The sequence below is a fragment of the Marinisporobacter balticus genome (genome assembly GCF_004345705.1).
GTDB lineage: Bacteria > Bacillota > Clostridia > Peptostreptococcales > Thermotaleaceae > Marinisporobacter > Marinisporobacter balticus.
Genome location: NZ_SLWV01000031.1, coordinates 13,504 through 36,853 on the forward strand (window position 1 = coordinate 13,504; position 23,350 = coordinate 36,853).

Sequence of the window (23,350 nt, forward strand, 5' to 3'; positions counted from 1 at the left end):
CATACCACTCCTTAACTATTTGCTAATGCTAGCTTAATTTTAGGTACTAATTGATTTGCCACTTCATCTACTGTCATATTAGATCCGTTTATGTTTATAACAATGTCACCACTTTTTCTATTTTTTATTTCTCTTAATACTTGAATAATTTCTTGTAACAATTTTAACAAACCTTCTAGTCCAGATATATTTTGTGTGTTATTGATTATTTTCTCTGATTTATCAGCTGGTATAACTTGTGAGCCGTTTGGAAGATTCACAATTTCTCCTCCACGCTCATTGATCCTTGCTAGACCCCCATCAAAATATGAAGTTCCAAGTGCAAACTTAGGTATTTTAGGAATACTTATACCAAATTCTTTACCGCCAAATTCAGGAACCCAGTCAGGAATTTCAACTTTGATAGAATTTACTCCACTTATTACTTTATTAATTCCACCTATAAAAAAGTTTATGAATGACTTAAACCCTGTCTTTACACCCTCCCATATGCCTATAAAAAAATCACCAATAGGACTAAGTGCAGCTTTAATTCCTTCCCAAAGTTGCCCAGCCTTTTCTTTTATAGTATCCCAATTTTTATATAGAGCCACACCAATTGCGATTAATGCTCCAATACCAATAGCTAACCAGCCAATAGGGCTTATAGCCATTACTGTATTCAATGCCCCTTGTGCTAAAGCAAGTCCATTAGTTAATCCTGTAGCAATCAATGTTGGTACTTTTAAAGCAAGCATTGCCAATTTGTATGTTCCAATCGCTCCTGCTATACCAAGTATCAATGGTTCTAAAGTACCCCAATTATCATTCACAAAATTATATAAATCAGTAGCTTTGTCAACTACACCCAATATTCCTTCGGTTATAGCTGGAAGTGCTGTATCTTTAAACCAACTAATACCTTCATTTTGAAAAGCACTCACAAATTTTTCTTTTAAACCAGTTAACTTTTTACCTATATCATTGAGTACGCCTTTCACCTTGTCTAAAGTCGGTCTATTTTCATCTATAACCCCTTTGATTTTAGTCCATGCATCTACGCCCCATTGCTTTATGCCTTTCATTTTTTCTTTTACAGTATCTATGATACTACCGATTTTCCCAAACGCCTGTATTCCTTTATCTATAGCTCTTGTAACAAAGGCTTGTATTCCAGGTATCTTTTTAAAAAACCAATTTGCTAATTTAGCTTGTAGTGGAAGAATTTTCTTTCCTACTTCTTCCTTGTAGTCACCCCATGCATTTTTCATCTGTTGAATCTTCCCTTGATCTGTTTCTGCAATGGCTTTGTTTACTCCACCTACATTCATTTCTAAAACTTCGGCTAATGTTGCCGCCTTTTGTGTTTCAGTACCATACTTCAAAATTTTCTCTTGAGCTTTCGTGAAATTAATACCAGCCCTACTTAATGCTCCTACCTGACCATTCATAACTTTGCCGATCATATTACCTATAGTCACTGAATCTTGCTGTGTAGCATTAAGTCCTTTTTGTTGAGCAATTAAATCATTCATGCCTGGCATCAACTTTTTAAGTGTTGCTTCTTGCAATTGATAGGTTGCTAATTGCTGTACTCCTGATATTGCTACTTCATCACCTATAACTCCTACATTTTGCAATTCGCTAGCATATTTCATGACACTTCTAGCATTTTTTTCTGTCATGCCTTTAGTGTTTTTCATAACTGCAATCAATTTTGTTTCAGCATCTATCTGAGCCTTTGCAGCTTCAACACTCTCGCTAATACCATTGGATAATGCTCTAAATCCTATATATACACCAGCTAAACCTATTGCACTTTTAGCAATACTAGAAAAGCTTGAAGTTACGTTTCTTTTAAACCTTCTGACTTGATTACTACTATGTTTTAATCTTCTGTTGAATCCATTAACTCCACCAGATGCTTTCTTCATGTTTGAAGTAAAATTTTTATCTTTTAGAGTTAATATTGCTTTTATGCTTTTAGATGCCACTTTTCCACCACCTAAAAAGGCAAGGACTATGTCCCCGCCTTGATTTCATCAATATATTTTTCCTTACTTGCCATCATAAATTTTTTCTCTAACCAATTTAAATTTAGTAAATATTCTAATTTAAAACCTTTTTGTAAGTAGTAATGAAGAAAATACATTTCTCCATCACTACTAATTAGTTTTTTATGTCTTTAACCACCTTTACCTCGTTATTGTATCCAGCCAATTCCATGCCATATCCACTTATTTGAGCAATTTCTCCAGTTTCAAATAACTTTTCTACAATATCAATAGGTTCTACACAATTATAAGCTTTGTGTAGGCTAGTATCTTTAAGATTTGGCTCTACTACTATGTTGTATACCATGTTTATATCAGCTTGTTCTTGCTGGTTTTTATCTTGTGCAAGGCTTATGCACTCTACACAAAGAGTTCTAGTAGGTTTTTTAATGGTTATAGTAAATTCCTCTCCATCTCTTTCAAGAATTATATCTTCTCTAATATCTTTTTTAACCTCATATTTTTCTCTTTGTTCTATAAGGTCTTTGATTTGAAGTTTCTTTGACATAATTATCTCCTTTCTATTAGATCAACCAAGTCATAATCAGCGAAAGCAAAAGGTAGTTCTTCTGTTTGCAGTTCTTTTTGTCCAAATTTCATAAGTGTAAATTCATTAAATGTAACTTCACTTAAAGACACGCGCTCGCTACCATATGCATCAGGATCAGCCAACTTCCCTACTAGAATAAAAGTAGGCATTTGTCCATCTTTTAACTTTTCTCCTACTAAACTTGCACCTGTTGAATATACTTTTTTAAGTGCCAAAGTTCCTTCTCCTGCCCATCCAGTCATTTTTTTATGAGTTGCAAGGTCCTCAGCCATATTTACATCTTCATAATTTATAGTTACTTTAGCTTCAAAGCTATCTATATCGGCAAGTTTTTCACCATCTAGCCATACTGCTCCAAATGTACCATTTATCTGTTTGTTGCTTTTTATTTTAGCCATCTATATTCCTCCTAGATTGAAATACTAAATTCTAGATCTTCCATAGCATCCACAATTTTAATGTTTGCCTTTGCATATACATTAGATCTAAAAGAATTTTCTTTAACTTCTTGGTCTTTTAATCCACTTGTATCTGTTCCTACGCCTTCCCACGCAAGCCTTTGTGCTTCCACATCAACATCAGCTTTATTTTGGAAATTAGGATCAAGTATTTCATCTCCTGCAAGCCCTTTGCAATAAGCATTAACAGATGTGAAGAATAAGACTTGATTATCATAGATATTATTTACCTTGCCTACATAATAGTTATTGAAAGTATCTCTAATATCATCCTTAATCATATCCATGACTTCAATAATTTTAATTTTTTGGAAGTCTTCTGTTTTTTTAACTGTAGTAGATACAAGTGAATTGACACCTCTACCTATCTTAATCTTCTCTCCATCATTAACTAAAATTAATTGTCCTGCATCAATATCTGCATCAGGCGTAGCACTTTCAGTAATACTTTCAATTTCAGGTAGAGCATAGTAAGTAGCTGACCTTGTAAACGGTAATCCAGCCAATATGCCAGCTATTCTACAACAATATTCAGCCGTTGTATAAGTCTTATCTCCTACCTTGATATTAGATGTTGTAAAATTAATAATGCCTTCATGATCTGCTGTTGATGCATTCGGTAATACAGCTTTGAAAGTCTTTTTATCATTGTCTCTCTTGCTTTTAATCCATGTTTCTATATCTGTTGCATTGGCTAAATCAGGTATAGTAAGATAATTCCACTTTCTACTCCCAAGTCTTGTGAGTGCTACATTGTAATCTTCTGCTGTAGTGTCTAATCTTTCGCAAATAACTTTTGAAGGCGTTCCCATAAAAGTCTTCTTAATATAATCTAGGTTATCAGCTATCCAATCAGTTGCTTCTATTTCATCAATGCTTGTATATTCTTTGGTTTCAAATGTTCCAGTATCATCTTTAAGAATAATAGCCACAATTCCCCTAGCACTTCTTTCTACAGCTGTTACTGCCTTACCGCTAAATTCAATATTTATTTGTGGTAAACCCATCATTATTCCTCCTTAATATAAAGATTTTCCATAAGATCTGCATCTGGAATATCTCTTCCTTCTTCATATTGAATGTCAAAGTAAAACTGTAACACCCCATCAGATACAACGGTTTCAACCTCGTCAATATTGAAATATCTATCTAGCACTTTTAATTTAATATCAAATACTTCTTCTAATTTTTCTTGTATTTCTAATATCTCAATACTATGTTTGTACCTATTAGAAGGAAAAAAGTATGTTCTCACTGTTAATTTTCTATTTATCTGTTCTTCTCCAGTAGGAGACCTTTTAGAATTATCAAATTCAACAAAAAAAGAAGGTCTCTTAAAACCTTCTTCAATATCCCTACTATTTATTTCTGCTGTAAAATTAGCAGATATAAGACTATTGATAGCTATTTTTATATCTTTTAAGGTTATCAATTATATCACAACCCTTTCTCCATCATCTCATCAAGCCAATTCTCTAACATGTCAAAATATTGGCTCTCAAATTCTTTTATCCCTTTTTCCAATACATGCTTCCCATGTGTATAGCCTACTTCTTTACCACCTTTTCCTTTTTTTCCACCACTTACCTGAACATGACCATATTCAATTAAATGCGCATGGGGAGCTGAATTTCTTATCTGTACTTCATAAGAGCCTTCTCCACGTCTTTTATATGCTTTACCGCGTTTCCAGCCTTTTTGATAATTCCCTGTATCCTTTTTAACTAACTTCCTTGCTTTTCTTGCTACACAAGTCCTTCCTTTTGTTCCTGCTTTTCTAAGAAACTGATATGTTTCTCTAGGGAATTCTTTTTGAGCTTTCTGGAGTAACTTCTTTTGAAAACTATCTAATTCTTTTAGGTTAAACCCATCTTCTACAGCCATTACTCCGCCACCTCTTCTGCGAATATCTCAAGCTGCTCATTCTTGAAATGTGGATTTAATATATACTTGATATCAAATCTTTTTTTTCTAAACATAATATACATATCCTGTGTAATATCTTTTCCTGATTCATATCTTACTATAATTTTGTGAGTAGTATTAGAAAGAATAGTATCAGCTTGTTGCGTTTGAAGTTTAGCAGTTTGTGGGATTATAGCTGCCCAAATAGTTTTAATATTAATATCTATATAATCTACTTCGCCTAGTTCATTCTCTATTTTTCCTCTTCCGAAAACCTCTATTCTATGTCTTAAATCTCCAATTTTCATATTCTACTCCACCGTTTCATCAGTAATGGTGTCTGTATAATCACATGATAAAGTCATATGTGTCTTAATCATCTCATAACTTTCTTGGAATCTTTCAGCTTCTTTACCATCAGTACTATAATTTGCTTTGCAATAAACTGTTACTGCCCTAATTATCAATGGATCAGTATCTATTATTTTACTTTCTAATACACCACTTAATTTCAAATCTGCTTTTGCTGCATCAATCAGATCTTGTATCTCTTCATCTAGATCAGTTCCATCTGCTCTTAAAGAATTTTTGATCTTATCTAGTAGCATTTATTCACTTCCTTTCTTATGTAAAAAAGAAGGAAATAAATTCCCTTCTTTTTTAAGCTACAGCTTCATTGATCTTAACAAATGCTTCATCTAATGCTGGTTTACCGTCTGCAACAGCAAGCCCTCTATAAGTTATTTTGCCACTTCTAAATCCTGCTGAACGGTCTGAATCAATCTCAGGAGATTTGCTAAAGTTCATGTAATAGTAATTCATATCTCCTAACACGATCGTATCATCTGGAACATAATCATCGAGAATGATTGGGTAACCTAATATTGTCATGGCTGCTTTGTCTTGTGCGTTGTAAGTGAAAATAGGTTGTTTGGTATCATCTTTGATTTTTCTTACTCCACCAAATAACATTTTTCTATTCATTACAAATACCGCGTTGTTGTGATACATGGTTGGTAATAGTGCTAGCGCATCCATAAAATTGTCATATCCTACTGCGCCACCATTAACCCAAGTAGTAGAATTTGTTGTATCCCAAGTAATTCCTCCAAGTATTCCGGTAGGTTCTCCAGATCCACTACCATTCACAATAGCATTTTCAATAGCAATTGAAAGTTGTCTGCCGATTTCGCCCGCTATATAAGTTTCGAAAGCATCAATAGCCATAGCATCAGCCGCTGCTGATATTTCAACCAATTTGATTAATTCATAACCAGCTAGATTTACAGTTACTACTGTATCATCGGCTGGAGTACCATCAGCACCTTCTGTCTTCCATGAAGCAGCATTTTTTGCATTTGAAATTACTAACGATAGATTACCTGGCATATACGATACATTAATCTTATCAAACAAAGCTGATGTTTGTCGTAGCTTATCAATGATCATATTCATTGTAGTTGTTGGAACCGCTGCACCAGCACTACCAACACTAGTTGTTAATGCTCTCTGTTCAACTTCATTCAAATCTTTTCCTTGCAGTCTTTTTAAATATGCACTTCTATATTCAGGCGTAGCTAGTAAAGTGTCTTTTTCCATTTCACCAAAATTCCTTTGTTGTGGAATAACTGGTTGAACAATTGGATTTGCATCAATATTTCCTGCGTTGATTCCATCTGCAATAGCCTTTCTTCTTTCAATATCTTTTACCTCTGAATCAAGATTTCTAAGCTCTGTTTCTAATTCATCAAGCTTTACTGCAGTATCTCCGCTTTCAAGCAACCCTCTAATTTCCAACTTTCTTTTTTGTATTTCTTTTAATCTTTTTTCAAACATAACTATTTCCTCCTTTAAATTATAAGTAAGTTTTGAGTATCAATTTCTTACGCAATTCAGCATTCTCCAACACCTTGTGCTCCTTCTCTCTCTCCAGTTCAAAGAAACTCCTTGCAGAAATTGAAGTTGTATCATATGCGGGAATATCCACCGCTGAAACATCATATATTTTTTTAATTTTTCTAATGGTCCTTATATGGTTATCAGAATCATAACTTGATTCTTGTACAGTAAAAGCAAAACTCATACGATCTATATAACCGCCTTTAATTTCTTCATAAAGTTTTCTTCCTTCTTCTGTTCCATCTAATTTTGCGCGAATAAAAAGACCTTTAGAATCTGTTTTTAATTCTAAGGTCTTATTTCTTGTTCTTGCCATTACTTTGCCAGAATGATTATAATTAAATATTACATCTGACATATCAGCTTCATTAAAAGCTTTATCATCAATTTGTTCTTTATATTCAATGCCATCGTACTCCCAAAGAACAGTAGGTTCATTATATGTTGCTGCATATCCTTCTACATATAATTCTTTTGATTGACCACCTTCGCCTTTGCTATCAGAAGCTCTAATTTCAAATTCTTTAAACTGTCTAAATTCCCTGTTTTCTCTTTTTAGTTTATCATTCTTCACTATTTCAATTGTCATTGTTATCATCTCCTTCCACACCTTGATATTTATCAGCTTTATCTGCTGATACATAATTAAGACTTACAATTCGTTTATCGCCATCTTCAACAGGAGCCATATTAAGTATTTCTCTTGCTTCATTAATACTTAAAACACCCATCGGCATTAACTGCTGTATCAATAATGTTTTAGTTCTATTTGAAGCATACGCAAGTCTATTGGATTCAAAAATTATTTCATTTCCAAACCCTTTCTCTCTTGGAGAAAATATTTTTGAAGTGAATTGCAAACTCATTTGTATTGCAATAGGTTCTATTACTGATTCATAAAAAGCATTCCATTGGTTTTCATCATAATTGCTCATAACAATTTCTTTACTAACCCCAAAATACTTATAAACCTTCTGTTCTATTAAATCCATTTGTGGACTATTTATTAGTTTGGGTTCACTATTAAGTGGTATGTAATCAGCTTTAGCGTCTGTAGCAGCAACACCACCACTATTGTTAATATTCATGTATTCTTCCATGAATTTGTTTTTTTGCTTTGTCATATCTTCTTGTCTTAATGTTGTCGTAAATTTTAAAAGACCTCTTAAAAACGCAGATGATTTTACAGCATTTATAATACCTTGATCTGTGGTATTGATTAATTCTAAGGTTGGATATAAAGCATGATCGTTGGGTTCTCCATAAAAGTCATTTTTATAAAAAAACCTTCTTAAATGAATTAATTCTGTATAAGCCAATGTTATCTTTTGTCCCCCAAGAAAATGAAACTTTGCATAAATTTCACCTTGATACTCAAGTAATTCAGTTGTGCTTGCATTTATTGGATAAAATCCTCTGATGTTTCCTAAATCACCATAATCAATATAAATAAAGCTGTTATTCTGTATGTATAGTTGAGTAATGACTTTATAATAAAATGTATAAGCATCCATAAATGGATTCGGTTGAATTTGAAGTAAGTTTTCTATATTGTCATGTACTGCTGTTACATTTTCATTAGTTTTCCTAATGTGTTTAGGAACTAATTTGGCTCCATTTCTTGCAATAGCATCTACCGCAGCTCTAACTATATCACTTGAATATGCTTCATTACCAAACTGACTGAACACTGGCATATATCCGTTAAGCATTTTGAGTTGTGTAGCTTCCCCACCTGGTTGTATATGGTTATTTCCAAAAATCAAATTAAATAAACTACGTTTTTTTTTTGCCAAATTTTCACCTCCTTTAAATGACGTTAAAATACTCGTCATAGTGATCCTTTAGAACAATATAACCATTTATTAAAGAGATAGTACCATCTATTCGCTTTCGATTATCTCCCCCTTTTATAGGCTGAATATTTCCATTAATATCTGTTTTGATTTCAGTATTACTTAAACACCACATATCTATCGGATTACAATTGTGAACTATTTTATTGGCTTTTAAGTCTGCTTTTAATTCTTTCATTGGAGCAGATAAAGTATGAACCCCTTGCCTTACAGGAATCATTGTATCTTTACCAAATTCATCTTTGAATGCTCTTAATAATGAATCATCTATGTGCCAAGGATCATACCCTATATACAAAATATATAAATCTTCTTCATCTCTTAACTCTTTAAACCAATCAAGGAATACTATTTTGTCTACTTTGTTTCCTGAATAAGTTCTTAATATTCCTTGTCTTTCCCATAATAAATAAGGAACATTATCTCTTTCTTTCCTATTGCCATCTTGAGATATCTTTTCTAAAACTTCTTCAGGCATCCAATACATAGATTTTAAATAGATTTTATTATCTCCTGGTCGCATACAAAGAGCTTTAGCTGAATTTAAATCTATTGTATCAGCAGCATCAAATCCGCCTATTCCATATCTAAAACCCATTTCTTCAAATTTGAATTTCTGTTTGTTTTCAACTTCATCCCATGTTAACCATGCACTAGCTGAATTTTCTTTCATGTTGAAATCTTTTACCATCACAGTTGGCTTAAAACTAGGATCATCTTTAGCTTTTGCTACACACTCTCTTAAGAAATCTATATTCTTAATGGTTCCAAGTCCTGGGTTTGCTTTTATCCAGCAATCTTCTTTGTCCCATTCATCCTTATTATCTAATTCGTAAATAAATGGTAAAAAGTGTTCATTTTTTATTTTGCCATCTAAAATATCACAAGCATATTCATATTGTGCATCAAAAATATTATCTCTTACAAATCCATTGGTAGTTATGCAAAATAAAAGTGGTTGCCTTCTAGCACTCATTGACTGTTTCATCAAGTCATAGATATCTCTATTTTTTATAGCTGCTAACTCGTCAATAATTATTCCATGCCCATTCAGTCCGTCAAGGCTGTTACTATTGCTTGCTAGCGACTGAATTGTGCCCATGTTGTATTCAAAATATAAATCAGATTGTCTTTTTCTGATATGCTTATTTAAATTTGGACTTTGCTTAATCATCTTATGTGCTTCATTAAACCCTTTTTTAGCCTGTTCTAATTTAGTAGCAATATTATATATTTCTGGTGAACCTTCGTTATCTCCTACTAATAAATGAATCTCTGTTGCAGACATTTCAGTTGTTTTTCCATTTTTACGCCCTTCAACTGTTAAAACTTCATTGTATTGTCTAAGCATAGTGTCTTGATGCACAAATCCAAAGATCGCTTGAAATTTAGCTTTTTGAAATAATTGCAATTCTAAACTAGCTCCCAATTGTCCTTGCGCTTGTTTGCAAAATGTTTGTATAAAATCAATAGGTCTATTTGCTAACTCTTCATCGAATACCCAAGGACCTGTTTTTTTGTAAAGTTTATTAAGTAACATCTCATAAACTTGTTTAATCCTATGACAAGAAACTATTTTATTATCCAAAATTTTAGTACCGTATTCTTCTAAGAAAGTCATTTGTTTATGCCCTTCTTCACAAAATCCATTAGAGCATCAACTTCTGGTTTTTTTTCTTCTTCTGGAAATAAATCAATTAGTTGCTTCATCACATTTGAGTATCTACTGATCATAGTTGTATATATTTCTACCATTGGATTTTTTCTTATGAACTTCTGTTCTCCTTGCTCAAATAATTCTGTTGTACCTTTTTCAAGAATATTTTCTCTAAGCTCCTGGAGAGTAATTTTCATAAATGCAGCTTCATTAATCAGCCCTTCTAAAACCTTAGTTTTTTCTTTTGGTAATTTCTTATATAATTTTTTTACTCTTGCTATTTCTGATTTAATTTCTTTTTCTTTCAAAACCTTGACTGTATTTTCTCTTAAATTATTGTTCGGTTTCTGCATTTTTTGTACCCCCTCCCCTTTTCAAATTTTTCTCACGCAGTGTTTTTGTTGTTCCACTTCGGTCTCTTGGGATTATACCCCTTGAATTTTTATAGGGGGGACTGTATAAGATTACCTTTTTCATCAAACATTAATCCTTCTCTGGTTATTTCTTTATGGTTACTATGGTGTTCCTTGTTGTGACAATCTTGGCACAAGTATTCTAAGTTCTCCCAGCTAAGAGTTAAATAGAGATCATTAATGTTGTTTGGTGTTAACTTTGTTTTATGATGAACTATATACCCTGGTCTCTTACATCTTTCACATAATCCAAATACACTTTTGATATATCCTTCTCTACATTTCTTCCATGCTTTACTTTTATAAAATGATTTTGCGAATTCCTTAGCCATAAAAACCCACCTTAAAAATTGCTTATTTTTACACGAATATTATTTATTTAATTAATTATATTGTTCGTTTTTTCCTCTTTGAATGTCCTATTTATATATAGAATCAGACATTCACTTTATTTTTTTTCTACTATATAAGTTCTTATTTTCTTGTCCATCAATGTCTAGTACCCTTAAAATAAGACATTCATTGCCTAAAAAAAAATAAATCAATTAAATAATTGATTTAGTGTGTTACTATATTTGTCATATAATTCTCTATCCAAGCCTAGATATCTTTTTGTTATTTCGATAGTTGCATGACCTAGCATTTCTTTCACTGCAACTATATCAAATCCACTTTCTCGGTAAATTGTATAAGCATATGTTTTTCTCATACTATGAGCAGTAATGTTGTATAATCCAAATTTTTCACCTGCTTCACTTAATATCCTGCTTACTTGCTTAACCTGAATAGATCCAGTGCCTTTCCTAGACTTAAACATAAACTCATAATCTTTTTTATCCTTTGTGTAGTCTTTTAATATTTTCTCTAACTTCTTTGGTATTTTTGCTTCGCGTGGTTTAATGTTTTCTTTTCTTATATTCTGTGTATTCTTTTTCTTATTTTCTAATATTAAAAAATATCCTATCCTTAATGCTTTTTTCACATCTCTTACTCTTAACTCTATCAGATCTCCTGCCCTATAACCTGTTCCAATTCCTAAAGCAAATAATGTGTAGTCCCTTTCATTTTTATATTTTAAGTAATCTTGAATATCAAATACTCTTTCTATGTCTTTGATCGGATTAGCAGGTCTTTTTTTACCCATCTTTGTTCATCTGCCTTAATGCACCTTTTTTCCTTTTGTATTTCCTAGCCTTCATGCATTCTTCTATGTCTCCATATGGATTAAGTGTGAGTTCTAATGTCTCGCATGTTTTGAATCTGTCACAACCAGGATTTCCAAATAGGCATGCGCATTTAAGTTCATCCTCATTCCATCTAGTATTAAATTTATATTTTCCCATCACACTCTCACCTCTTTTCTTTTGCATAAAAAAAGACACCTGCAAAGCTTATAGGTGTCTTAAGTATTTTTCTATATTACTATAATAACATGCTTTTTCTTTAGAAAACTGTTAAAAAACTGTTAACTTGCATTTTCTATTGCACTTAAAGCATCCAATCCATATATTGCCACACTGATTTTTTCAAGTGTGTGCTTTTTTAAGTATCCTTGACAATGATCTATTGAGTATCCTATTTTTTTAGAAATTTCTCCCCAACTCAGTCTTTGATCATCGATGTATTTTAATTCAATCAGTTGCCTTTCTTTTTCTGATAACACAGAAATAGATTTTTCTATTTTTTTTAGTGTAAACTTTGTGGTTTCTATTTGTTTAATGAGTAAATATATCCTATCTATATTTTCTATCGCTTCATCTTCCACTACACTATTAAATTTATACGATTGACTAATTTTTTCTTTTCCAAAATCAATTGCTGATATTTCTCCTCTTTTGATTCCTTCTTGTGCTTCTAATTCTTCTTCCAAAATTTCTACTGACATTTTTAAGGAACTATACATTTTTAACCAAATTATTGTTTTTCTTATATATTCATTTTTCATTGTATTCATCTCCTCATTTTTTTAATTTAAAAAGCGGGGTAATACCAGCGAAGCTGTCACCAGGGGCAAAGTATTTTGAAATTTTTTGGAAATATCAATCAAATTAAGCTATTTCCTATGAAAAATCATTCAAATCAATCGAAAATGCATTAAATTTTATTAGGATTGAGAATCCTGTTTTCATGTCGAAAGGTGTATAAATCTATTAATCGTGTATATAAATACATACTTTAATTTAAGAAAAAACACCTTAAATAATTGCAAATACTCATATACATTCAATTAAAATCAAAGTAACAGAAGTGTGTTTGTGATACATCTAAGGAAATTTCATTTACATTATTTGTAATATACTTTGCCCTTCATGACAGCTTCGCTGGTACTACCCCAAAGCAGAAAGTCCCAGGGATTTATTTACCCTGGGACGCTTGGTCCGCTGTATCTGTATCTATGTAATTCCATTCTCCACATTTCCTGCATCTTATTTTGACTTTCCCATTTGCTTCGCACAATACTCTACCGCACTTTTTGCAACGTATTTCTGTCATATGCTTCCCCCTCTGTTGAACTTATCTACTTCTAACGTATTTTATATAATTCATAGCTTCATCAAATTGTTGAATATTTAAATCTGAAAGATCTATTATTCTATTTTCAATTGCTTCGATTTTTGCATTTTTTTGTTTTCTAATGAAAAACGTTGCCGATGTTGCAGTAAACATTCCTGTAAAAAATATACCCGATATTACTAAAGTTCCTGTTATTATTTTCCCTGCTAGACTTAATGTTTCAATTCCTTCGTAACCGAACAATGAAGCTGAACAAAAGCTAAGCCATACTGCATCCTCATAAGTTGTTACTACGTTGTTTTTCTCAACTATATATAACAAAATTGATCCTAAAAATATGATAAATATTGTTATATATATCATGTAAATAAATCCATTTGTTCTTAGAAATTTTTTTATAGTGTTGTGAAACTTTTTCGAAAATGTAAACACTCTTAGAATTTTGATAGCTTTTGTTAATCTTACCACTTTAACTAATCTTACAATTCTAAACGCTCGAAATAATGAATTGAAAGGTATTATTGCTATTAAATCTAAAATGTTTTCTTTGAAAAACTTTTTTTTATTTCTCGAAAAAAACATTCTGCTAAAATAATCTGTAGCAAATACTATTAAAATTCCATTGTTTAACACTTCCATATTTATGTTTTTTGAAAAATCTATAATATTTGTGATAACAGCCACTAATGCCAAAACTGCAATCAAAATTTCATATACTATATCTGCCTTGCTTTTTTTACTAATTTCCCCCATTTCACAAATCATCTGAAATCCCCCTTTTTTATGTTGAATGTAACAAAATGCTTATTGTGGTACTTAACCCTAATATTGCTCTATCTTTTTATTTCCAACGTTTTTATGGGTTTTTTGTAATTATGGTTTTGAAATTATGTTTCAATCGTGCATAAATATTTAATTTCCACATGTTTTATGCACAATTTCCAACTTCAATTGGTTTAAAATGGAATATCTGAATCGTCATCATCTACTTGAAATCCATCTGGATCTATCGGCGATGCATCTTGCCCTTCAACTTTATCTAAAAATTTCACTTCGCTTGCTGCAATATATGATCTTTCTTTCCAGTTCCCTTCTTCATCTTTCCATTTGTCTATATGTAATTCTCCTGTAACTCTTGTTAATCTGCCTTTGTGTCCATATGGAGCAAAATATTTTTCAGCTGGGTTTCCCCAAACTTCTACAGGTATAAAATCTGTTTTATCTTTTTGAAATCTTCTATCTACTGCGATGGTTCCTGTTGCTTTTGCTTTTCCGCTTTGTGTAAACCTCAACTCTACCGGTTTTGTTAATCTGCCAATTGCTATATGTAAATTCATTCTTAAAAATCCTCCCTTGGCTCCTAGTGTACCTGGGTTATACACTAGAGCCTTGTATTTATGTAGTACGTATTTGATCCCCAGCCGACAAACAAATTCAAGCTTTAACGGATAATTTCCGTAATCTTATTTTTGTATTCTTGTTTGATATTCTTGTCTATTCTCTCGTCTTGCATTATTTGTCCTATAATATCTAGTATTTGTTCAAATGGTTTAGTATCTGTTACACTTACTTTTATAGTCATTCCACTTTTTCTACTTCCTGGTGCTCCTGGACTAGGTGTATTTGGTGGTGGATTCGTTCCTATTCCTTTATTTCTTAATACTTCTAAATTCGAATTATCACGACTTCCACATCCGATTATTGCTTTCTTTGCTTCTTCCTCATTTTTATCCTCATATTCTCCTAATGCATTAACTGCTATCTTAAATGGATCTAATCCAATTCCATCTTTTAGTTTATAGTCTTTATCACATAAGCCTTTTTTCAAAGTTAATCTCATTTTGTTTTTCCTCCTAAACCTTTGCCTTTACCCATTATTCACTTTTTTAAATTAAGTCCTTTGCAGTTTTTGCTATCTCCATGATCGTTCGGGCCACTTCACAAACTTTTTCTTCCTTCTCACAGCTTTCAACCAATCTACTATTTAATTTTTCTAACTCTTTTATTTGATTTTCTAAAACATTTTTATAATCCATATTAAATTCTCCTTTCTTTTTTGTCGTAAAGCTTTAGCTTAATTATTCATTTTGTGTCCCATTCATTTTTGAAATTCTACCTGTATCTATTCCATGTACTTTGACTATTTCCAATGCTTGATTTTCTGTAAATCCTTGTTTCACTAACTCATCAAAATAAATTTTCTGTTGTTCTGCGACTAATTTACAAAGTTGTATCTGCTCTGGCATCATTTTAACCATTTCTTTAATAGCCATTTCCATTTGCAATTTTTGAAGCATTATATCCATTTTATTTTTCCTCCCAAATCTTATATTTAGTTACGTTTTTTCTTTTCCCAATTAGGATACCTCATAGGCTGATACCCATTTTCAAAGCTATAATCTTTTATTTCCCTTTTTCCGCATTTCTTACACTCTAAGTATTTATATAATCTTTGCTCTTCGATCACTTCCCATTTATGAAAACAAATCTTCAATTTAACCTCCTATAATTCTCTTATGTAAGTATTATTAAAGGATTCTTCTTCTTTTTATCGAATTAATATTTTGAAAGGTGGTGTAAAAATATGTCAATTAGCAACGAAGCTATAGAAAAAGTTTTTAATGAAGTTAAAAAAGAAATTCTTAAAGAAGAAGCTCCAAAATTAAATGAATCTATTTTAAATGCATTGAAAAAGCATGCTAACGAAAATAATAAAATTGATACCATTGAACTTATTACCTCTTTAGCAGCTTTTACAACAACATTATCTATGGATTTAAGTTTAAAAATTACAGTAGCGAGTTTAAAGAAGCTTCTTTCAGACAATCAATAATTTTTGTACTTACTTCTGATATTTCTTTTGGCTGAGTTTTTTTCTCTAATTCAGCCACCTTTTTTTCTAATTTTTCAATTCGTTCTTCTAAATTTATTTCTTTCATTCTTTTCCTCCTAACCCTCAATTTTGCGTATATTTAAATATTATCATCACTTAATTTGTTAAACGAACAACCTAACGAATTATCAACTTCTCCTACAAAATTACATTTTTCAATATCTTTTAAAAATTTATTGTATTGATCGCTCCCACTCATTTTGCATTTATCTGTCGCCCAAATACAATCATAACAATTAAATTTTTTATCACTCGTTTTCTCCACTTTCTCTGCTTTTTCTTCATCTTCGTACCAATCGCTTTTCCCTTTTTCAAAACTTACACATTTACCATCTGCATTAATAAAAATTCTTTCCTCATTTACATTTCTTGTACACATGTCTTCCCAATAATATTTACATTCGCTATTCATACACATCATATTTATAGCCATTACTTCATCACCTTCTTTGCCTTTTCTGCTTTGTCTAAAAACATCATAATTTCCTCATATGTGATATTATCTTTTGTATCCAAGACTCTTCTCAATATTTGCATTAACTCACGATTTAGTGCATGTTGTTTCTGGTACATATCATCTACTGCTTTGTTTGTTTTTTTAAGCCATTCATTTTCAGTCTCTAATTCATCGCAAGTTAAAATCATTCTTTCCCATTTTTTTTGAATAGCATCTGCATCAAATACAGTTTTCTCTTTTAAATATCCAGTAACCCATGTCAAATCTTCTTTTTTAAGTTGATCTATTTCTGCCCTTGTCAATATTTCCATCCTTACCTCTCCTTACTAATATCTCAGTAATTTCTAGATCTTCTTTTGGTATAACATAATGTCCATCAATTAATCCATCTTTCCAATCTTTTCTAAAAGTTTCTAAACTTTCTAGTCCCATATCCTCTTTGTTAAATTCATATATTGCCTGTGTTAATTTTAAAAATTCTGGTTGAGATTCTTTGTTTTCATTTGTTCCATACACTATAAAGCTTTTATTTTCCCAATAATCTAACGATGCTACTATCTTTAATCCTTCAAGTTTTTTTGAAAAAGGATTATTTGAATTTTTTTTCACAATTCCTTCAACAATATTATTCAACATTTTCTCAATCCTTTCGCTCTAAATCTTATTTTAGCGACTAATCTTAAATCCAATTTGCCGTTACAATGCCAGGTGGTTCTACAGGAGAAGCATTGTATTCTACTGTAACCACCCTCTCGTATGATACGATAGCACCACATCTGCCACATCTATGTTTTTCATCATCATCTGATAACTCCCAAGAATCTTTATCCTCATATCCACAATAAGGGCAAATAAGATTGTTTTCGTAGTCTTTATCTTCTGGCTCAAAATCTATTTCAATTTCTCTTGCTCCTGCATTTTTCTCAACGTGGCTTAAAACTCCTATAGAAAAATAACTTTCTCCCACTTTTACAACTTTACCTATGTTTAAATCAATATCTATTTCTCCTATATATGGGTAGCTTTTTAATTCTGACCCTTGCCTGCACCAATTCGATATATCATAAAGTTTTGTACTCATTTTTATCCCCTTTCACTTAACCTAACATTCTATTTTATGCATACCCTTTTGTAATGCCATGTACTATCCATTGTGATTCTCCGTAGTTGCCTATTTCAAAAATCACACCCCATAATCCAGTTTCGTAAGACACTCGAATAAAAGGAATATATTTCTTTGATAATGACAATCCTGCTTCTTTCATTTTGCTTTCTATTTTCTTTTTTACTTGCTCATAGATACTGTCTAATGTCAGATAATACTGTCCTTCATTCGTTTCCCAAATTAATTTTAAATCAAGATTCTGGTCTAACATGACTTTTGTTGATTCACAATAAATTATTGTATCTCCATCAACTTTATCTAAAATTTTATAAGGATTTGCACTCATGTAAATTCTCCTCTCTATTCGTTAAATAATCCCTTAATGACTAAACATTGTCCTTAAATACATTTCTCTTTCTTGTTCAGATTTGAACACCCATTCCCCGATATCTCTTGCTCCAAAATCTGCATCATACGTGTCATAATCATATATACCTTTTCTATTAAGAGTTATCCTAAATACTGTAGATTCAAAACATTTGTAATCTTCATCTATCATGTAAGCAGTATCACCAAGCTCAAACTCTTGTTTTTCGTTACCTGTTTCTTTTTCAGCATTTAACTTATTAATTATTTTTTTAATTTGAGCCATCCCCATTGCCATTTGCGGATTTACTTGTTTAGCAAATTCAATTTCTTTATCTAGCAAATTATTAATTTCTAATATATCAATTTTCATATTTCCAATCTCTCCTTTTGCACAAACTTAACCCTTAACCACACTTGGTTTTTAAATGTATTTCACTTTGAATTAATTCTTTAAATATTGATTCAAGTATGGGTATTGGAATTGAATTACCTGCTTGCTTATATAACGCTCCGTTTAATTTACCTTTTCTGCCTGGATGAACACTTAATGCATTATAAAAATCTTCATCCGAATAACCTTGTAACCTCCAACACTCTAGTTCAGTTAGATATCTGTATCTACCATCCCCTAAATCAATTACACCACTATTAGGGCATCTCATTTGTTTTGTAGTAATTGTCTTGCAGAAATCTTTTATAATTTCTACCCTTCCACCAAAAACTCCATCTTTAATATTAATTTTTTTAAGCATACTCGGTTGAGTCACTATATACTTTTCTTCTTCTGTATCTTCTAAAAGCTCACTTATGTTAGGTGTTTTTTGTTTTTCAAGTATGTTGAAGTTAAAAAACGTTCCGCTCAAACAACTTACTGTAAATACCCTTTCTCTTTTTTGCGGCAATCCAAAATCTATTGCGTTTAATATTTCAAAATTACTTGTATAACCCATATTATTCATTTCATCTAAGTATTTATTGAAGTTATGCCTCATATGTTTCGATAGTACATTTTTAACATTTTCCCATATAACAAATTTAGGTTTCCAAACCCCCATCTGCTTTATAATATTTATAGTTTCCCACATCAAAGAAGATCTTGTTCTTTTCCCTAGATCCGCTCCTTTTTGTTTTCCTGCTATACTAAAATCTTGACACGGAGAACCGTGAATAAGGATATCTGGTTTAAGATTCCAACCAACCACAGATTGCGTTTTGTATTTTAGATCTTTGTTAAATATTGCATTGTAGCTCCTTACTGCTTTTTCATCTATTTCTACATAATCTATCGATCTGATTGGTATTCCTAAATTGATCAAGGCTTTTCTTGGTGCTCCAATTCCGCCAAATAATTCTAATATTTGAATTATGTCCTCACCTTCTTTCATTGTCGCTAACTACAACTTTTGTGCTTAACTTTAGTAATACTTTCCACGATTTTTATAATATTCGAATCTTCCCGACTTCCTCAATTGATGTACTTTAGCTGCTAATGTACTTTCCGTTTTCCCTAGGGCCATTGACATTGTACTCAATTCATCAAACTCCCAAAACTTACATAAATATTCAAGTTCTTCATCTGTTAGTGTCTTCCCATGCTTTTCATGGAAAATTGGGTTGTATTTCATTCTTCTGCAACAATCAAACTCTATATTTTCTTGTATAGCAGACATGGGATCACGCTCTCTTTCCCTTCGCATTTTTTCTTTACAAAATTAATGCAGTTGTAGCATTGTCTACTTATTATTTTCTTCATTTTTCTTCATCTCTGTCTATAGATCTTTTAGCTTCAAAACCTTTTGGATACCTTGCTTCTAGCTTTGCTATGTTATAAGATGCTATACAACTTAGATCTATGCCCAATGCTTCTGCCATTTTTGCTACATACCAGAACACGTCTCCTGTTTCTTCTATTAGCTTTGCTTTATCTAGTTTATGTCCTTGGAACAATACTTTTTTCATGTGTTCTAATGTTTCCGCAGCTTCTCCGCTCATGCCCATTGCCGCATTAAGAATATTTTGTTTTTCATCCTCTAGTTTTACATCTGTTCTCATTGCTTTCTTTTGATAATCATTAAGTTTCATTTTTTAACTTGCCCCTTTCAATTTTCTGCTTATCACTTTTGCTACTGCTGTTTGTGTTACACCGATTTTTTCTGCTATAACTCTTTGCTTTACCCCTTTTATGTAGCTAAATATTATGTATTGCTCCTTTGGAGAAAGCTTTTGAATTCTATCTATTGCTCTTACAACAATATCTTTTTCTATAATTTTCTCTGTGAAATCAGTTTGATCTACTATCAAATCACTTACTGTTTGTACTTCGCTATTATCAAGTTTTTCTTCTAAGCTACTTAAGCCTTTCACTTTTGCTGTTTTCCTTGTAAATCTTACGTTCCTTACTCTATTGAACATCCGTAACTCATTTGTAATTACCTTATCTGCAAATGCTCCAAATGCAGTTCCAGTTGATACATCATATTTTTTATATGCATTCCATAAACCGATTCTTGCTGTCTGCTTCAAATCATCAATATCGTAAAAATTTCTATATGTTTGTGCTCTTTTATATACTAGATTTTCATATCGTTCATATACTTCTTCAAAGCTTAATTCACTCGCTTGATCTTTACCAATAATGATTAGCTTTCTCATTTTTTAAGCACATTCTTTCTTCTTCCCTGCTCTTGTTTTTTTGCTTTTAACCGCTTCAACTGTGTATTCGCCTGTTGTTATCATTGACTTTAAAACAGCTTCTCTGTAATGTTCTGTCTGAAACAAATAGAATCTTTCATACTTCCCGATCAATTGCCCTGCAAATTCTTTTTTCTTACTACTTGATTTAACTCTATAATTTTTACCTATTTGCAATCTTGCCATTGTGCTTCCCCCCTAGATTTTCTTTTACTGCTTCTAGCATTTCTAAAAGCTTGTATCCATCAAAATATAAATCTGATATCATTTCTAAACATTCATTCGTGCTAAAGAAATCATTAACGCATATTTGATTTTCTAATTCTCGTTTCTCGCACATCTAACTCACCTATTTGTTTATATTTTTTCTTTTTATCCCTAATATGGTAAAATCTTTTAAAAGGGAGGTGATATATATGAAATGGAACCCAACAAATCCAATTTGTTCAAATATTCAACCAAGATTAGCAGTCTCTGATTATAAAAAAGATATTAAATTTGACTTTTTAGAAGGCGATTTAGTTTTAAATGAAACTGTTGAAGGTTTTGAATGTTTTAATCAAAAGTTCATCAAAGTTTTACTTACAGATGAAACACCAATTATTAAATATGGGTTATTTGAGTTATTACCTACATCTAAAAATCAAACTGAATTTGAAAAAGAATGTGGGAAACTAGCATATGCTATCGTTTCACATCAATTTTCTGATTCTACTTTTGAAAATCCTAACGGATTAGGTCATACTGTTGAAAAAATTTATAGTATTTCTAAAGAAGTTCTAAATGATATTAACTACTTGATTGTAGAAGCATCAGCTACAGGTCTTAATGAAACATCTACAATTAAAGTTCCTTTGAAGCTTGTTGAAGAGCATATGCAATAGTTCTTAAAATATCATTTGTTATAGAACCTTCACTAACATCAATGTTATTTAAAAATGGTGGTAGGTTAACTTTTACAGTCTGTATAAAACTTTCAGTATCAAATTCTTTCGGTTGAACTTGAACTCGTCCTTCAAGTTCAGCTATTTTTTTTTCAATTTTACTAACTCTTTTTTCTATATTTTCACTTGTTTCTTTCATCATCTGTTCCTCCTCTTATAAAATCTTCTACGCACATTCCGATCCGCTCCTGTTGCTCATTAGAAAGTACTCAATTACACCTTCTTTGACTTCTTCAGCACTCATTTTTTCTAAGTCTCCTAAAACTATATCCGAACCATTTTTCAAAGCAGAATATATATGCCATTTGTTCATATTACGACCTCCTATGCTTTTCTAACGACTCATAATCAATAAACTTTGTACATGGTGCCACCCAACCTAGTTTTACAATTCCTACCGGGCCATTCCGTTGTTTTGCAATTATGATTTCAGCTTCACCTCTGTTCTCGGAAGATGGATCATAATACTCTTCCCTATGTATGAACATTACTATGTCTGCATCATATTCAATTTGTCCTGTTTCTCTCAAATCAGAAAGGATTGGTTTGTTATTTGATCTTTGTGTGTTTGCTCTGCTTAAAGAACTTATAACTATTACTGGTACATCTATTTCTTTTGCTAAATTTTTAAGATTTCTTGATATGCTTTCAACTTGTTCTCTTCTGCTACTGCCTTCTATTGCTCGTACCATTTGTAGGTAGTCTATTATGATAAGATCTAATCCTTTTCTTCTTTTCAGTTTTCTTGCCATGCTTTTCATTTCTGCTACTGTGCTATTTGCTTTATCGCTTATAAAGATATTTCTTCGGTATAATATGTTGGTAGCTTTTGCTAATCTTCCCCAGTCATTATCTCCCATGGATTTCCCGCGAATCTTTTCATCGCTTACTATTGCTTCACTCATTACCATGCGTTTTATTAATGCTTCTTTTGACATTTCAAAACTGAATATCGCAACTTTGTTTCCTTTTTCTGCTGCATTCTGTCCAATATTAACTGCTAATGCTGTTTTACCCATACTTGGTCTTGCTGCCAAGTAAATCAAATCTTGCTTTTGCAGTCCATCTGTCATTCTATCTAGCGCCTTATACCCTGTTGTAACACCACTAATTCCATTGATTTTATATCTTTCTTCTATCCCATCCAGCACTTCAAAGACAATATCTTTTGTTTCTGTAAACTCTGCTGATTCAACCGTTTCATTAAGCTTAAATACTTCCTGTTCCGTAAATTCTGAAACATCTTCTCCTGCTTTAGCTTTTTCCATTATTTCTTGTGCCAGATAATAATAACTCCTTCGATTTGTAACTCCTTTAAGCTGTTTCATGTAGTTTAAAAAATTTGTTGTTGTCGGTTCTGCATTAGATAATGCTATTAGCTCCGTGATATTGATTTTCTGGTTCATATGTTCAGCTAATGTTAGGTGATCAATTTGTTTATTGTCTTGTACCATTTCTTTGATTGCTTCAAATATTGCTTTGTGTGTATTACTAACAAAATCATTTTCTGTTAATATGAATCCTTCCTTAGCGCAATTATAATCTTGTATCATACAGCTAAGTATTGATTGTTCTAGATTTAAATTTTGAATCATAGCCTCACCTC

Annotated in this window: 42 protein-coding genes; 2 read left to right on the forward strand and 40 right to left on the reverse strand. The window is 31.7% G+C overall.

Annotated elements, in window-relative coordinates:
- Nucleotides 1–11: 11 nt before the first annotated feature.
- The 24 genes from EV214_RS15810 to EV214_RS18850 all read right to left on the reverse strand — a co-directional run bounded on the left by EV214_RS15810 (nt 12) and on the right by EV214_RS18850 (nt 15,779).
- Nucleotides 12–1,973, reverse strand: a complete 1,962-nt coding sequence (locus EV214_RS15810) for a hypothetical protein (RefSeq protein ID WP_132247487.1) — start codon at nt 1,971–1,973, stop codon at nt 12–14.
- A gap of 175 nt (nt 1,974–2,148) precedes the next feature.
- Nucleotides 2,149–2,541: a phage tail assembly chaperone gene (locus tag EV214_RS15815; RefSeq protein WP_132247489.1), complete on the reverse strand. Its 393-nt coding sequence runs from the start codon at nt 2,539–2,541 to the stop codon at nt 2,149–2,151.
- 2 nt (nt 2,542–2,543) lie between these two features.
- Entirely contained in the window at nt 2,544–2,981 is a 438-nt protein-coding gene (locus tag EV214_RS15820) for a phage tail tube protein (protein ID WP_132247491.1), read from the reverse strand.
- 11 nt (nt 2,982–2,992) lie between these two features.
- Nucleotides 2,993–4,048, reverse strand: a complete 1,056-nt coding sequence (locus EV214_RS15825) for a phage tail sheath C-terminal domain-containing protein (RefSeq protein ID WP_132247494.1) — start codon at nt 4,046–4,048, stop codon at nt 2,993–2,995.
- Between the two features lie 2 nt (nt 4,049–4,050).
- Nucleotides 4,051–4,473, reverse strand: a complete 423-nt coding sequence (locus EV214_RS15830) for a phage tail terminator family protein (protein ID WP_132247496.1) — start codon at nt 4,471–4,473, stop codon at nt 4,051–4,053.
- 5 nt (nt 4,474–4,478) lie between these two features.
- The gene (locus tag EV214_RS15835) at nt 4,479–4,925 is read right to left on the reverse strand and encodes an HK97 gp10 family phage protein (protein WP_132247498.1); all 447 of its coding nucleotides are present in this window, start codon (nt 4,923–4,925) and stop codon (nt 4,479–4,481) included.
- A complete protein-coding gene (locus tag EV214_RS15840) occupies nt 4,925–5,254 on the reverse strand; it encodes a phage head closure protein (RefSeq protein ID WP_132247500.1) in 330 nt (109 codons plus the stop codon). Before EV214_RS15840 ends, EV214_RS15835 begins: the two co-directional genes overlap by 1 nt.
- A 3-nt stretch (nt 5,255–5,257) precedes the next feature.
- Entirely contained in the window at nt 5,258–5,554 is a 297-nt protein-coding gene (locus EV214_RS15845) for a head-tail connector protein (protein ID WP_132247502.1), read from the reverse strand.
- Nucleotides 5,555–5,606: 52 nt separating this feature from the next.
- Nucleotides 5,607–6,782, reverse strand: a complete 1,176-nt coding sequence (locus EV214_RS15850) for a phage major capsid protein (protein ID WP_132247504.1) — start codon at nt 6,780–6,782, stop codon at nt 5,607–5,609.
- Nucleotides 6,783–6,801: 19 nt separating this feature from the next.
- Nucleotides 6,802–7,434: an HK97 family phage prohead protease gene (locus EV214_RS15855; protein ID WP_207669714.1), complete on the reverse strand. Its 633-nt coding sequence runs from the start codon at nt 7,432–7,434 to the stop codon at nt 6,802–6,804.
- Nucleotides 7,424–8,641 carry a phage portal protein gene (locus EV214_RS15860; RefSeq protein WP_165916416.1) on the reverse strand — a complete coding sequence of 406 codons (1,218 nt, stop codon included), beginning with the start codon at nt 8,639–8,641 and terminating at the stop codon, nt 7,424–7,426. The genes EV214_RS15855 and EV214_RS15860 overlap by 11 nt, the downstream gene beginning before the upstream one ends.
- 13 nt (nt 8,642–8,654) lie before the next feature.
- Nucleotides 8,655–10,322, reverse strand: coding sequence for a terminase large subunit (locus tag EV214_RS15865; RefSeq protein WP_132247510.1), 1,668 nt, complete (start codon nt 10,320–10,322; stop codon nt 8,655–8,657).
- Entirely contained in the window at nt 10,319–10,711 is a 393-nt protein-coding gene (locus EV214_RS15870; RefSeq protein WP_132247512.1) for a hypothetical protein, read from the reverse strand. The genes EV214_RS15865 and EV214_RS15870 overlap by 4 nt, the downstream gene beginning before the upstream one ends.
- A gap of 89 nt (nt 10,712–10,800) precedes the next feature.
- Nucleotides 10,801–11,103, reverse strand: coding sequence for an HNH endonuclease (locus EV214_RS15875; RefSeq protein WP_132247514.1), 303 nt, complete (start codon nt 11,101–11,103; stop codon nt 10,801–10,803).
- Between the two features lie 209 nt (nt 11,104–11,312).
- Nucleotides 11,313–11,915, reverse strand: a complete 603-nt coding sequence (locus tag EV214_RS15880) for a tyrosine-type recombinase/integrase (protein ID WP_132247516.1) — start codon at nt 11,913–11,915, stop codon at nt 11,313–11,315.
- The gene (locus tag EV214_RS15885; RefSeq protein ID WP_243116695.1) at nt 11,908–12,141 is read right to left on the reverse strand and encodes a hypothetical protein; all 234 of its coding nucleotides are present in this window, start codon (nt 12,139–12,141) and stop codon (nt 11,908–11,910) included. Before EV214_RS15885 ends, EV214_RS15880 begins: the two co-directional genes overlap by 8 nt.
- Nucleotides 12,142–12,236: 95 nt before the next feature.
- Nucleotides 12,237–12,716 (reverse strand): sigma-70 RNA polymerase sigma factor region 4 domain-containing protein, encoded by a 480-nt coding sequence (locus EV214_RS15890; RefSeq protein WP_132247518.1) that lies wholly within the window; start codon nt 12,714–12,716, stop codon nt 12,237–12,239.
- 410 nt (nt 12,717–13,126) lie between these two features.
- Nucleotides 13,127–13,264 carry a Com family DNA-binding transcriptional regulator gene (locus EV214_RS15895; RefSeq protein WP_132247520.1) on the reverse strand — a complete coding sequence of 46 codons (138 nt, stop codon included), beginning with the start codon at nt 13,262–13,264 and terminating at the stop codon, nt 13,127–13,129.
- Nucleotides 13,265–13,285: 21 nt separating this feature from the next.
- On the reverse strand, nt 13,286–14,050 hold the full coding sequence (locus EV214_RS15900; protein WP_132247522.1) for an ion transporter: 765 nt from the start codon (nt 14,048–14,050) through the stop codon (nt 13,286–13,288).
- Nucleotides 14,051–14,241: 191 nt separating this feature from the next.
- Complete coding sequence (locus tag EV214_RS15905; RefSeq protein WP_132247525.1) at nt 14,242–14,622, reverse strand: single-stranded DNA-binding protein; 381 nt, start codon at nt 14,620–14,622, stop codon at nt 14,242–14,244.
- Nucleotides 14,623–14,726: 104 nt separating this feature from the next.
- Nucleotides 14,727–15,125: a hypothetical protein gene (locus EV214_RS15910; RefSeq protein WP_132247527.1), complete on the reverse strand. Its 399-nt coding sequence runs from the start codon at nt 15,123–15,125 to the stop codon at nt 14,727–14,729.
- A gap of 46 nt (nt 15,126–15,171) precedes the next feature.
- On the reverse strand, nt 15,172–15,321 hold the full coding sequence (locus tag EV214_RS18845) for a hypothetical protein (RefSeq protein ID WP_165916417.1): 150 nt from the start codon (nt 15,319–15,321) through the stop codon (nt 15,172–15,174).
- Nucleotides 15,322–15,363: 42 nt separating this feature from the next.
- Entirely contained in the window at nt 15,364–15,591 is a 228-nt protein-coding gene (locus EV214_RS15915; RefSeq protein WP_132247529.1) for a hypothetical protein, read from the reverse strand.
- A gap of 26 nt (nt 15,592–15,617) precedes the next feature.
- Nucleotides 15,618–15,779, reverse strand: coding sequence for a hypothetical protein (locus EV214_RS18850; RefSeq protein ID WP_165916418.1), 162 nt, complete (start codon nt 15,777–15,779; stop codon nt 15,618–15,620).
- A gap of 90 nt (nt 15,780–15,869) precedes the next feature.
- On the opposite strand from EV214_RS18850, the gene EV214_RS15920 reads away from it, so the two are divergent.
- A complete protein-coding gene (locus tag EV214_RS15920) occupies nt 15,870–16,118 on the forward strand; it encodes a hypothetical protein (protein WP_132247531.1) in 249 nt (82 codons plus the stop codon).
- Here the strand turns inward: EV214_RS15920 and EV214_RS18855 are convergent.
- From EV214_RS18855 to EV214_RS18860, 13 genes are all read right to left on the reverse strand, one after another.
- Nucleotides 16,075–16,224 carry a hypothetical protein gene (locus EV214_RS18855; protein ID WP_165916419.1) on the reverse strand — a complete coding sequence of 50 codons (150 nt, stop codon included), beginning with the start codon at nt 16,222–16,224 and terminating at the stop codon, nt 16,075–16,077. The genes EV214_RS15920 and EV214_RS18855 overlap by 44 nt on opposite strands.
- A 33-nt stretch (nt 16,225–16,257) precedes the next feature.
- A complete protein-coding gene (locus EV214_RS15925) occupies nt 16,258–16,611 on the reverse strand; it encodes a hypothetical protein (protein WP_132247533.1) in 354 nt (117 codons plus the stop codon).
- The gene (locus tag EV214_RS15930) at nt 16,611–16,946 is read right to left on the reverse strand and encodes a hypothetical protein (protein ID WP_132247535.1); all 336 of its coding nucleotides are present in this window, start codon (nt 16,944–16,946) and stop codon (nt 16,611–16,613) included. Before EV214_RS15930 ends, EV214_RS15925 begins: the two co-directional genes overlap by 1 nt.
- A complete protein-coding gene (locus tag EV214_RS15935) occupies nt 16,909–17,268 on the reverse strand; it encodes a hypothetical protein (protein WP_132247537.1) in 360 nt (119 codons plus the stop codon). The genes EV214_RS15930 and EV214_RS15935 overlap by 38 nt, the downstream gene beginning before the upstream one ends.
- A 46-nt stretch (nt 17,269–17,314) precedes the next feature.
- Entirely contained in the window at nt 17,315–17,716 is a 402-nt protein-coding gene (locus EV214_RS15940; RefSeq protein WP_132247539.1) for a hypothetical protein, read from the reverse strand.
- Nucleotides 17,717–17,750: 34 nt separating this feature from the next.
- Nucleotides 17,751–18,086, reverse strand: a complete 336-nt coding sequence (locus EV214_RS15945) for a hypothetical protein (protein WP_132247541.1) — start codon at nt 18,084–18,086, stop codon at nt 17,751–17,753.
- Nucleotides 18,087–18,119: 33 nt separating this feature from the next.
- On the reverse strand, nt 18,120–18,479 hold the full coding sequence (locus EV214_RS15950) for a regulator (RefSeq protein WP_132247543.1): 360 nt from the start codon (nt 18,477–18,479) through the stop codon (nt 18,120–18,122).
- 34 nt (nt 18,480–18,513) lie between these two features.
- Nucleotides 18,514–19,494 carry a DNA cytosine methyltransferase gene (locus EV214_RS15955; protein WP_165916420.1) on the reverse strand — a complete coding sequence of 327 codons (981 nt, stop codon included), beginning with the start codon at nt 19,492–19,494 and terminating at the stop codon, nt 18,514–18,516.
- A gap of 30 nt (nt 19,495–19,524) precedes the next feature.
- Entirely contained in the window at nt 19,525–19,779 is a 255-nt protein-coding gene (locus tag EV214_RS15960; protein ID WP_132247545.1) for a DNA-entry nuclease, read from the reverse strand.
- 79 nt (nt 19,780–19,858) lie between these two features.
- Nucleotides 19,859–20,191: a nucleoside triphosphate pyrophosphohydrolase family protein gene (locus EV214_RS15965; RefSeq protein ID WP_132247547.1), complete on the reverse strand. Its 333-nt coding sequence runs from the start codon at nt 20,189–20,191 to the stop codon at nt 19,859–19,861.
- Nucleotides 20,192–20,194: 3 nt separating this feature from the next.
- The gene (locus EV214_RS15970; RefSeq protein ID WP_132247549.1) at nt 20,195–20,761 is read right to left on the reverse strand and encodes a sigma-70 family RNA polymerase sigma factor; all 567 of its coding nucleotides are present in this window, start codon (nt 20,759–20,761) and stop codon (nt 20,195–20,197) included.
- Nucleotides 20,762–20,764: 3 nt separating this feature from the next.
- A complete protein-coding gene (locus tag EV214_RS15975; RefSeq protein ID WP_132247551.1) occupies nt 20,765–20,986 on the reverse strand; it encodes a hypothetical protein in 222 nt (73 codons plus the stop codon).
- Nucleotides 20,964–21,140: a hypothetical protein gene (locus tag EV214_RS18860; protein ID WP_165916421.1), complete on the reverse strand. Its 177-nt coding sequence runs from the start codon at nt 21,138–21,140 to the stop codon at nt 20,964–20,966. The genes EV214_RS15975 and EV214_RS18860 overlap by 23 nt, the downstream gene beginning before the upstream one ends.
- Nucleotides 21,141–21,216: 76 nt before the next feature.
- On the opposite strand from EV214_RS18860, the gene EV214_RS15980 reads away from it, so the two are divergent.
- Nucleotides 21,217–21,684, forward strand: a complete 468-nt coding sequence (locus EV214_RS15980) for a hypothetical protein (protein ID WP_132247553.1) — start codon at nt 21,217–21,219, stop codon at nt 21,682–21,684.
- On the opposite strand, the gene EV214_RS15985 is transcribed toward EV214_RS15980, so the two are convergent.
- The 3 genes from EV214_RS15985 to dnaB are packed head-to-tail and all read right to left on the reverse strand — an operon-like array spanning nt 21,644 to nt 23,339.
- On the reverse strand, nt 21,644–21,883 hold the full coding sequence (locus tag EV214_RS15985; RefSeq protein WP_132247555.1) for a hypothetical protein: 240 nt from the start codon (nt 21,881–21,883) through the stop codon (nt 21,644–21,646). The genes EV214_RS15980 and EV214_RS15985 overlap by 41 nt on opposite strands.
- A 27-nt stretch (nt 21,884–21,910) precedes the next feature.
- Nucleotides 21,911–22,057, reverse strand: a complete 147-nt coding sequence (locus tag EV214_RS18865) for a hypothetical protein (RefSeq protein WP_165916422.1) — start codon at nt 22,055–22,057, stop codon at nt 21,911–21,913.
- Nucleotide 22,058: 1 nt separating this feature from the next.
- Nucleotides 22,059–23,339 (reverse strand): replicative DNA helicase, encoded by a 1,281-nt coding sequence (gene dnaB, locus EV214_RS15990; protein WP_132247557.1) that lies wholly within the window; start codon nt 23,337–23,339, stop codon nt 22,059–22,061.
- Between the last annotated feature and the right edge of the window lie 11 nt (nt 23,340–23,350).

Excerpts from the sequence above, each read along its gene's own strand:
- EV214_RS15815 (WP_132247489.1), bottom strand. The coding sequence starts at position 2,541 with ATGTCAAAGAAACTTCAAATCAAAGACCTTATAGAACAAAGAGAAAAA.
- EV214_RS15820 (WP_132247491.1), bottom strand. The coding sequence starts at position 2,981 with ATGGCTAAAATAAAAAGCAACAAACAGATAAATGGTACATTTGGAGCA.
- EV214_RS15825 (WP_132247494.1), bottom strand. The coding sequence starts at position 4,048 with ATGGGTTTACCACAAATAAATATTGAATTTAGCGGTAAGGCAGTAACA.
- EV214_RS15835 (WP_132247498.1), bottom strand. The coding sequence starts at position 4,925 with ATGGCTGTAGAAGATGGGTTTAACCTAAAAGAATTAGATAGTTTTCAA.
- EV214_RS15840 (WP_132247500.1), bottom strand. The coding sequence starts at position 5,254 with ATGAAAATTGGAGATTTAAGACATAGAATAGAGGTTTTCGGAAGAGGA.
- EV214_RS15845 (WP_132247502.1), bottom strand. The coding sequence starts at position 5,554 with ATGCTACTAGATAAGATCAAAAATTCTTTAAGAGCAGATGGAACTGAT.
- EV214_RS15850 (WP_132247504.1), bottom strand. The coding sequence starts at position 6,782 with ATGTTTGAAAAAAGATTAAAAGAAATACAAAAAAGAAAGTTGGAAATT.
- EV214_RS15855 (WP_207669714.1), bottom strand. The coding sequence starts at position 7,434 with ATGACAATTGAAATAGTGAAGAATGATAAACTAAAAAGAGAAAACAGG.
- EV214_RS15865 (WP_132247510.1), bottom strand. The coding sequence starts at position 10,322 with ATGACTTTCTTAGAAGAATACGGTACTAAAATTTTGGATAATAAAATA.
- EV214_RS15870 (WP_132247512.1), bottom strand. The coding sequence starts at position 10,711 with ATGCAGAAACCGAACAATAATTTAAGAGAAAATACAGTCAAGGTTTTG.
- EV214_RS15875 (WP_132247514.1), bottom strand. The coding sequence starts at position 11,103 with ATGGCTAAGGAATTCGCAAAATCATTTTATAAAAGTAAAGCATGGAAG.
- EV214_RS15880 (WP_132247516.1), bottom strand. The coding sequence starts at position 11,915 with ATGGGTAAAAAAAGACCTGCTAATCCGATCAAAGACATAGAAAGAGTA.
- EV214_RS15885 (WP_243116695.1), bottom strand. The coding sequence starts at position 12,141 with ATGCAAAAGAAAAGAGGTGAGAGTGTGATGGGAAAATATAAATTTAAT.
- EV214_RS15890 (WP_132247518.1), bottom strand. The coding sequence starts at position 12,716 with ATGAAAAATGAATATATAAGAAAAACAATAATTTGGTTAAAAATGTAT.
- EV214_RS15895 (WP_132247520.1), bottom strand. The coding sequence starts at position 13,264 with ATGACAGAAATACGTTGCAAAAAGTGCGGTAGAGTATTGTGCGAAGCA.
- EV214_RS15900 (WP_132247522.1), bottom strand. The coding sequence starts at position 14,050 with ATGATTTGTGAAATGGGGGAAATTAGTAAAAAAAGCAAGGCAGATATA.
- EV214_RS15905 (WP_132247525.1), bottom strand. The coding sequence starts at position 14,622 with ATGAATTTACATATAGCAATTGGCAGATTAACAAAACCGGTAGAGTTG.
- EV214_RS15910 (WP_132247527.1), bottom strand. The coding sequence starts at position 15,125 with ATGAGATTAACTTTGAAAAAAGGCTTATGTGATAAAGACTATAAACTA.
- EV214_RS18845 (WP_165916417.1), bottom strand. The coding sequence starts at position 15,321 with ATGGATTATAAAAATGTTTTAGAAAATCAAATAAAAGAGTTAGAAAAA.
- EV214_RS15915 (WP_132247529.1), bottom strand. The coding sequence starts at position 15,591 with ATGGATATAATGCTTCAAAAATTGCAAATGGAAATGGCTATTAAAGAA.
- EV214_RS15920 (WP_132247531.1), top strand. The coding sequence starts at position 15,870 with ATGTCAATTAGCAACGAAGCTATAGAAAAAGTTTTTAATGAAGTTAAA.
- EV214_RS18855 (WP_165916419.1), bottom strand. The coding sequence starts at position 16,224 with ATGAAAGAAATAAATTTAGAAGAACGAATTGAAAAATTAGAAAAAAAG.
- EV214_RS15925 (WP_132247533.1), bottom strand. The coding sequence starts at position 16,611 with ATGGCTATAAATATGATGTGTATGAATAGCGAATGTAAATATTATTGG.
- EV214_RS15930 (WP_132247535.1), bottom strand. The coding sequence starts at position 16,946 with ATGGAAATATTGACAAGGGCAGAAATAGATCAACTTAAAAAAGAAGAT.
- EV214_RS15940 (WP_132247539.1), bottom strand. The coding sequence starts at position 17,716 with ATGAGTACAAAACTTTATGATATATCGAATTGGTGCAGGCAAGGGTCA.
- EV214_RS15945 (WP_132247541.1), bottom strand. The coding sequence starts at position 18,086 with ATGAGTGCAAATCCTTATAAAATTTTAGATAAAGTTGATGGAGATACA.
- EV214_RS15950 (WP_132247543.1), bottom strand. The coding sequence starts at position 18,479 with ATGAAAATTGATATATTAGAAATTAATAATTTGCTAGATAAAGAAATT.
- EV214_RS15955 (WP_165916420.1), bottom strand. The coding sequence starts at position 19,494 with ATGAAAGAAGGTGAGGACATAATTCAAATATTAGAATTATTTGGCGGA.
- EV214_RS15960 (WP_132247545.1), bottom strand. The coding sequence starts at position 19,779 with ATGTCTGCTATACAAGAAAATATAGAGTTTGATTGTTGCAGAAGAATG.
- EV214_RS15965 (WP_132247547.1), bottom strand. The coding sequence starts at position 20,191 with ATGAAACTTAATGATTATCAAAAGAAAGCAATGAGAACAGATGTAAAA.
- EV214_RS15970 (WP_132247549.1), bottom strand. The coding sequence starts at position 20,761 with ATGAGAAAGCTAATCATTATTGGTAAAGATCAAGCGAGTGAATTAAGC.
- EV214_RS15975 (WP_132247551.1), bottom strand. The coding sequence starts at position 20,986 with ATGGCAAGATTGCAAATAGGTAAAAATTATAGAGTTAAATCAAGTAGT.
- EV214_RS18860 (WP_165916421.1), bottom strand. The coding sequence starts at position 21,140 with ATGTGCGAGAAACGAGAATTAGAAAATCAAATATGCGTTAATGATTTC.
- EV214_RS15980 (WP_132247553.1), top strand. The coding sequence starts at position 21,217 with ATGAAATGGAACCCAACAAATCCAATTTGTTCAAATATTCAACCAAGA.
- EV214_RS15985 (WP_132247555.1), bottom strand. The coding sequence starts at position 21,883 with ATGAAAGAAACAAGTGAAAATATAGAAAAAAGAGTTAGTAAAATTGAA.
- EV214_RS18865 (WP_165916422.1), bottom strand. The coding sequence starts at position 22,057 with ATGAACAAATGGCATATATATTCTGCTTTGAAAAATGGTTCGGATATA.
- dnaB (WP_132247557.1), bottom strand. The coding sequence starts at position 23,339 with ATGATTCAAAATTTAAATCTAGAACAATCAATACTTAGCTGTATGATA.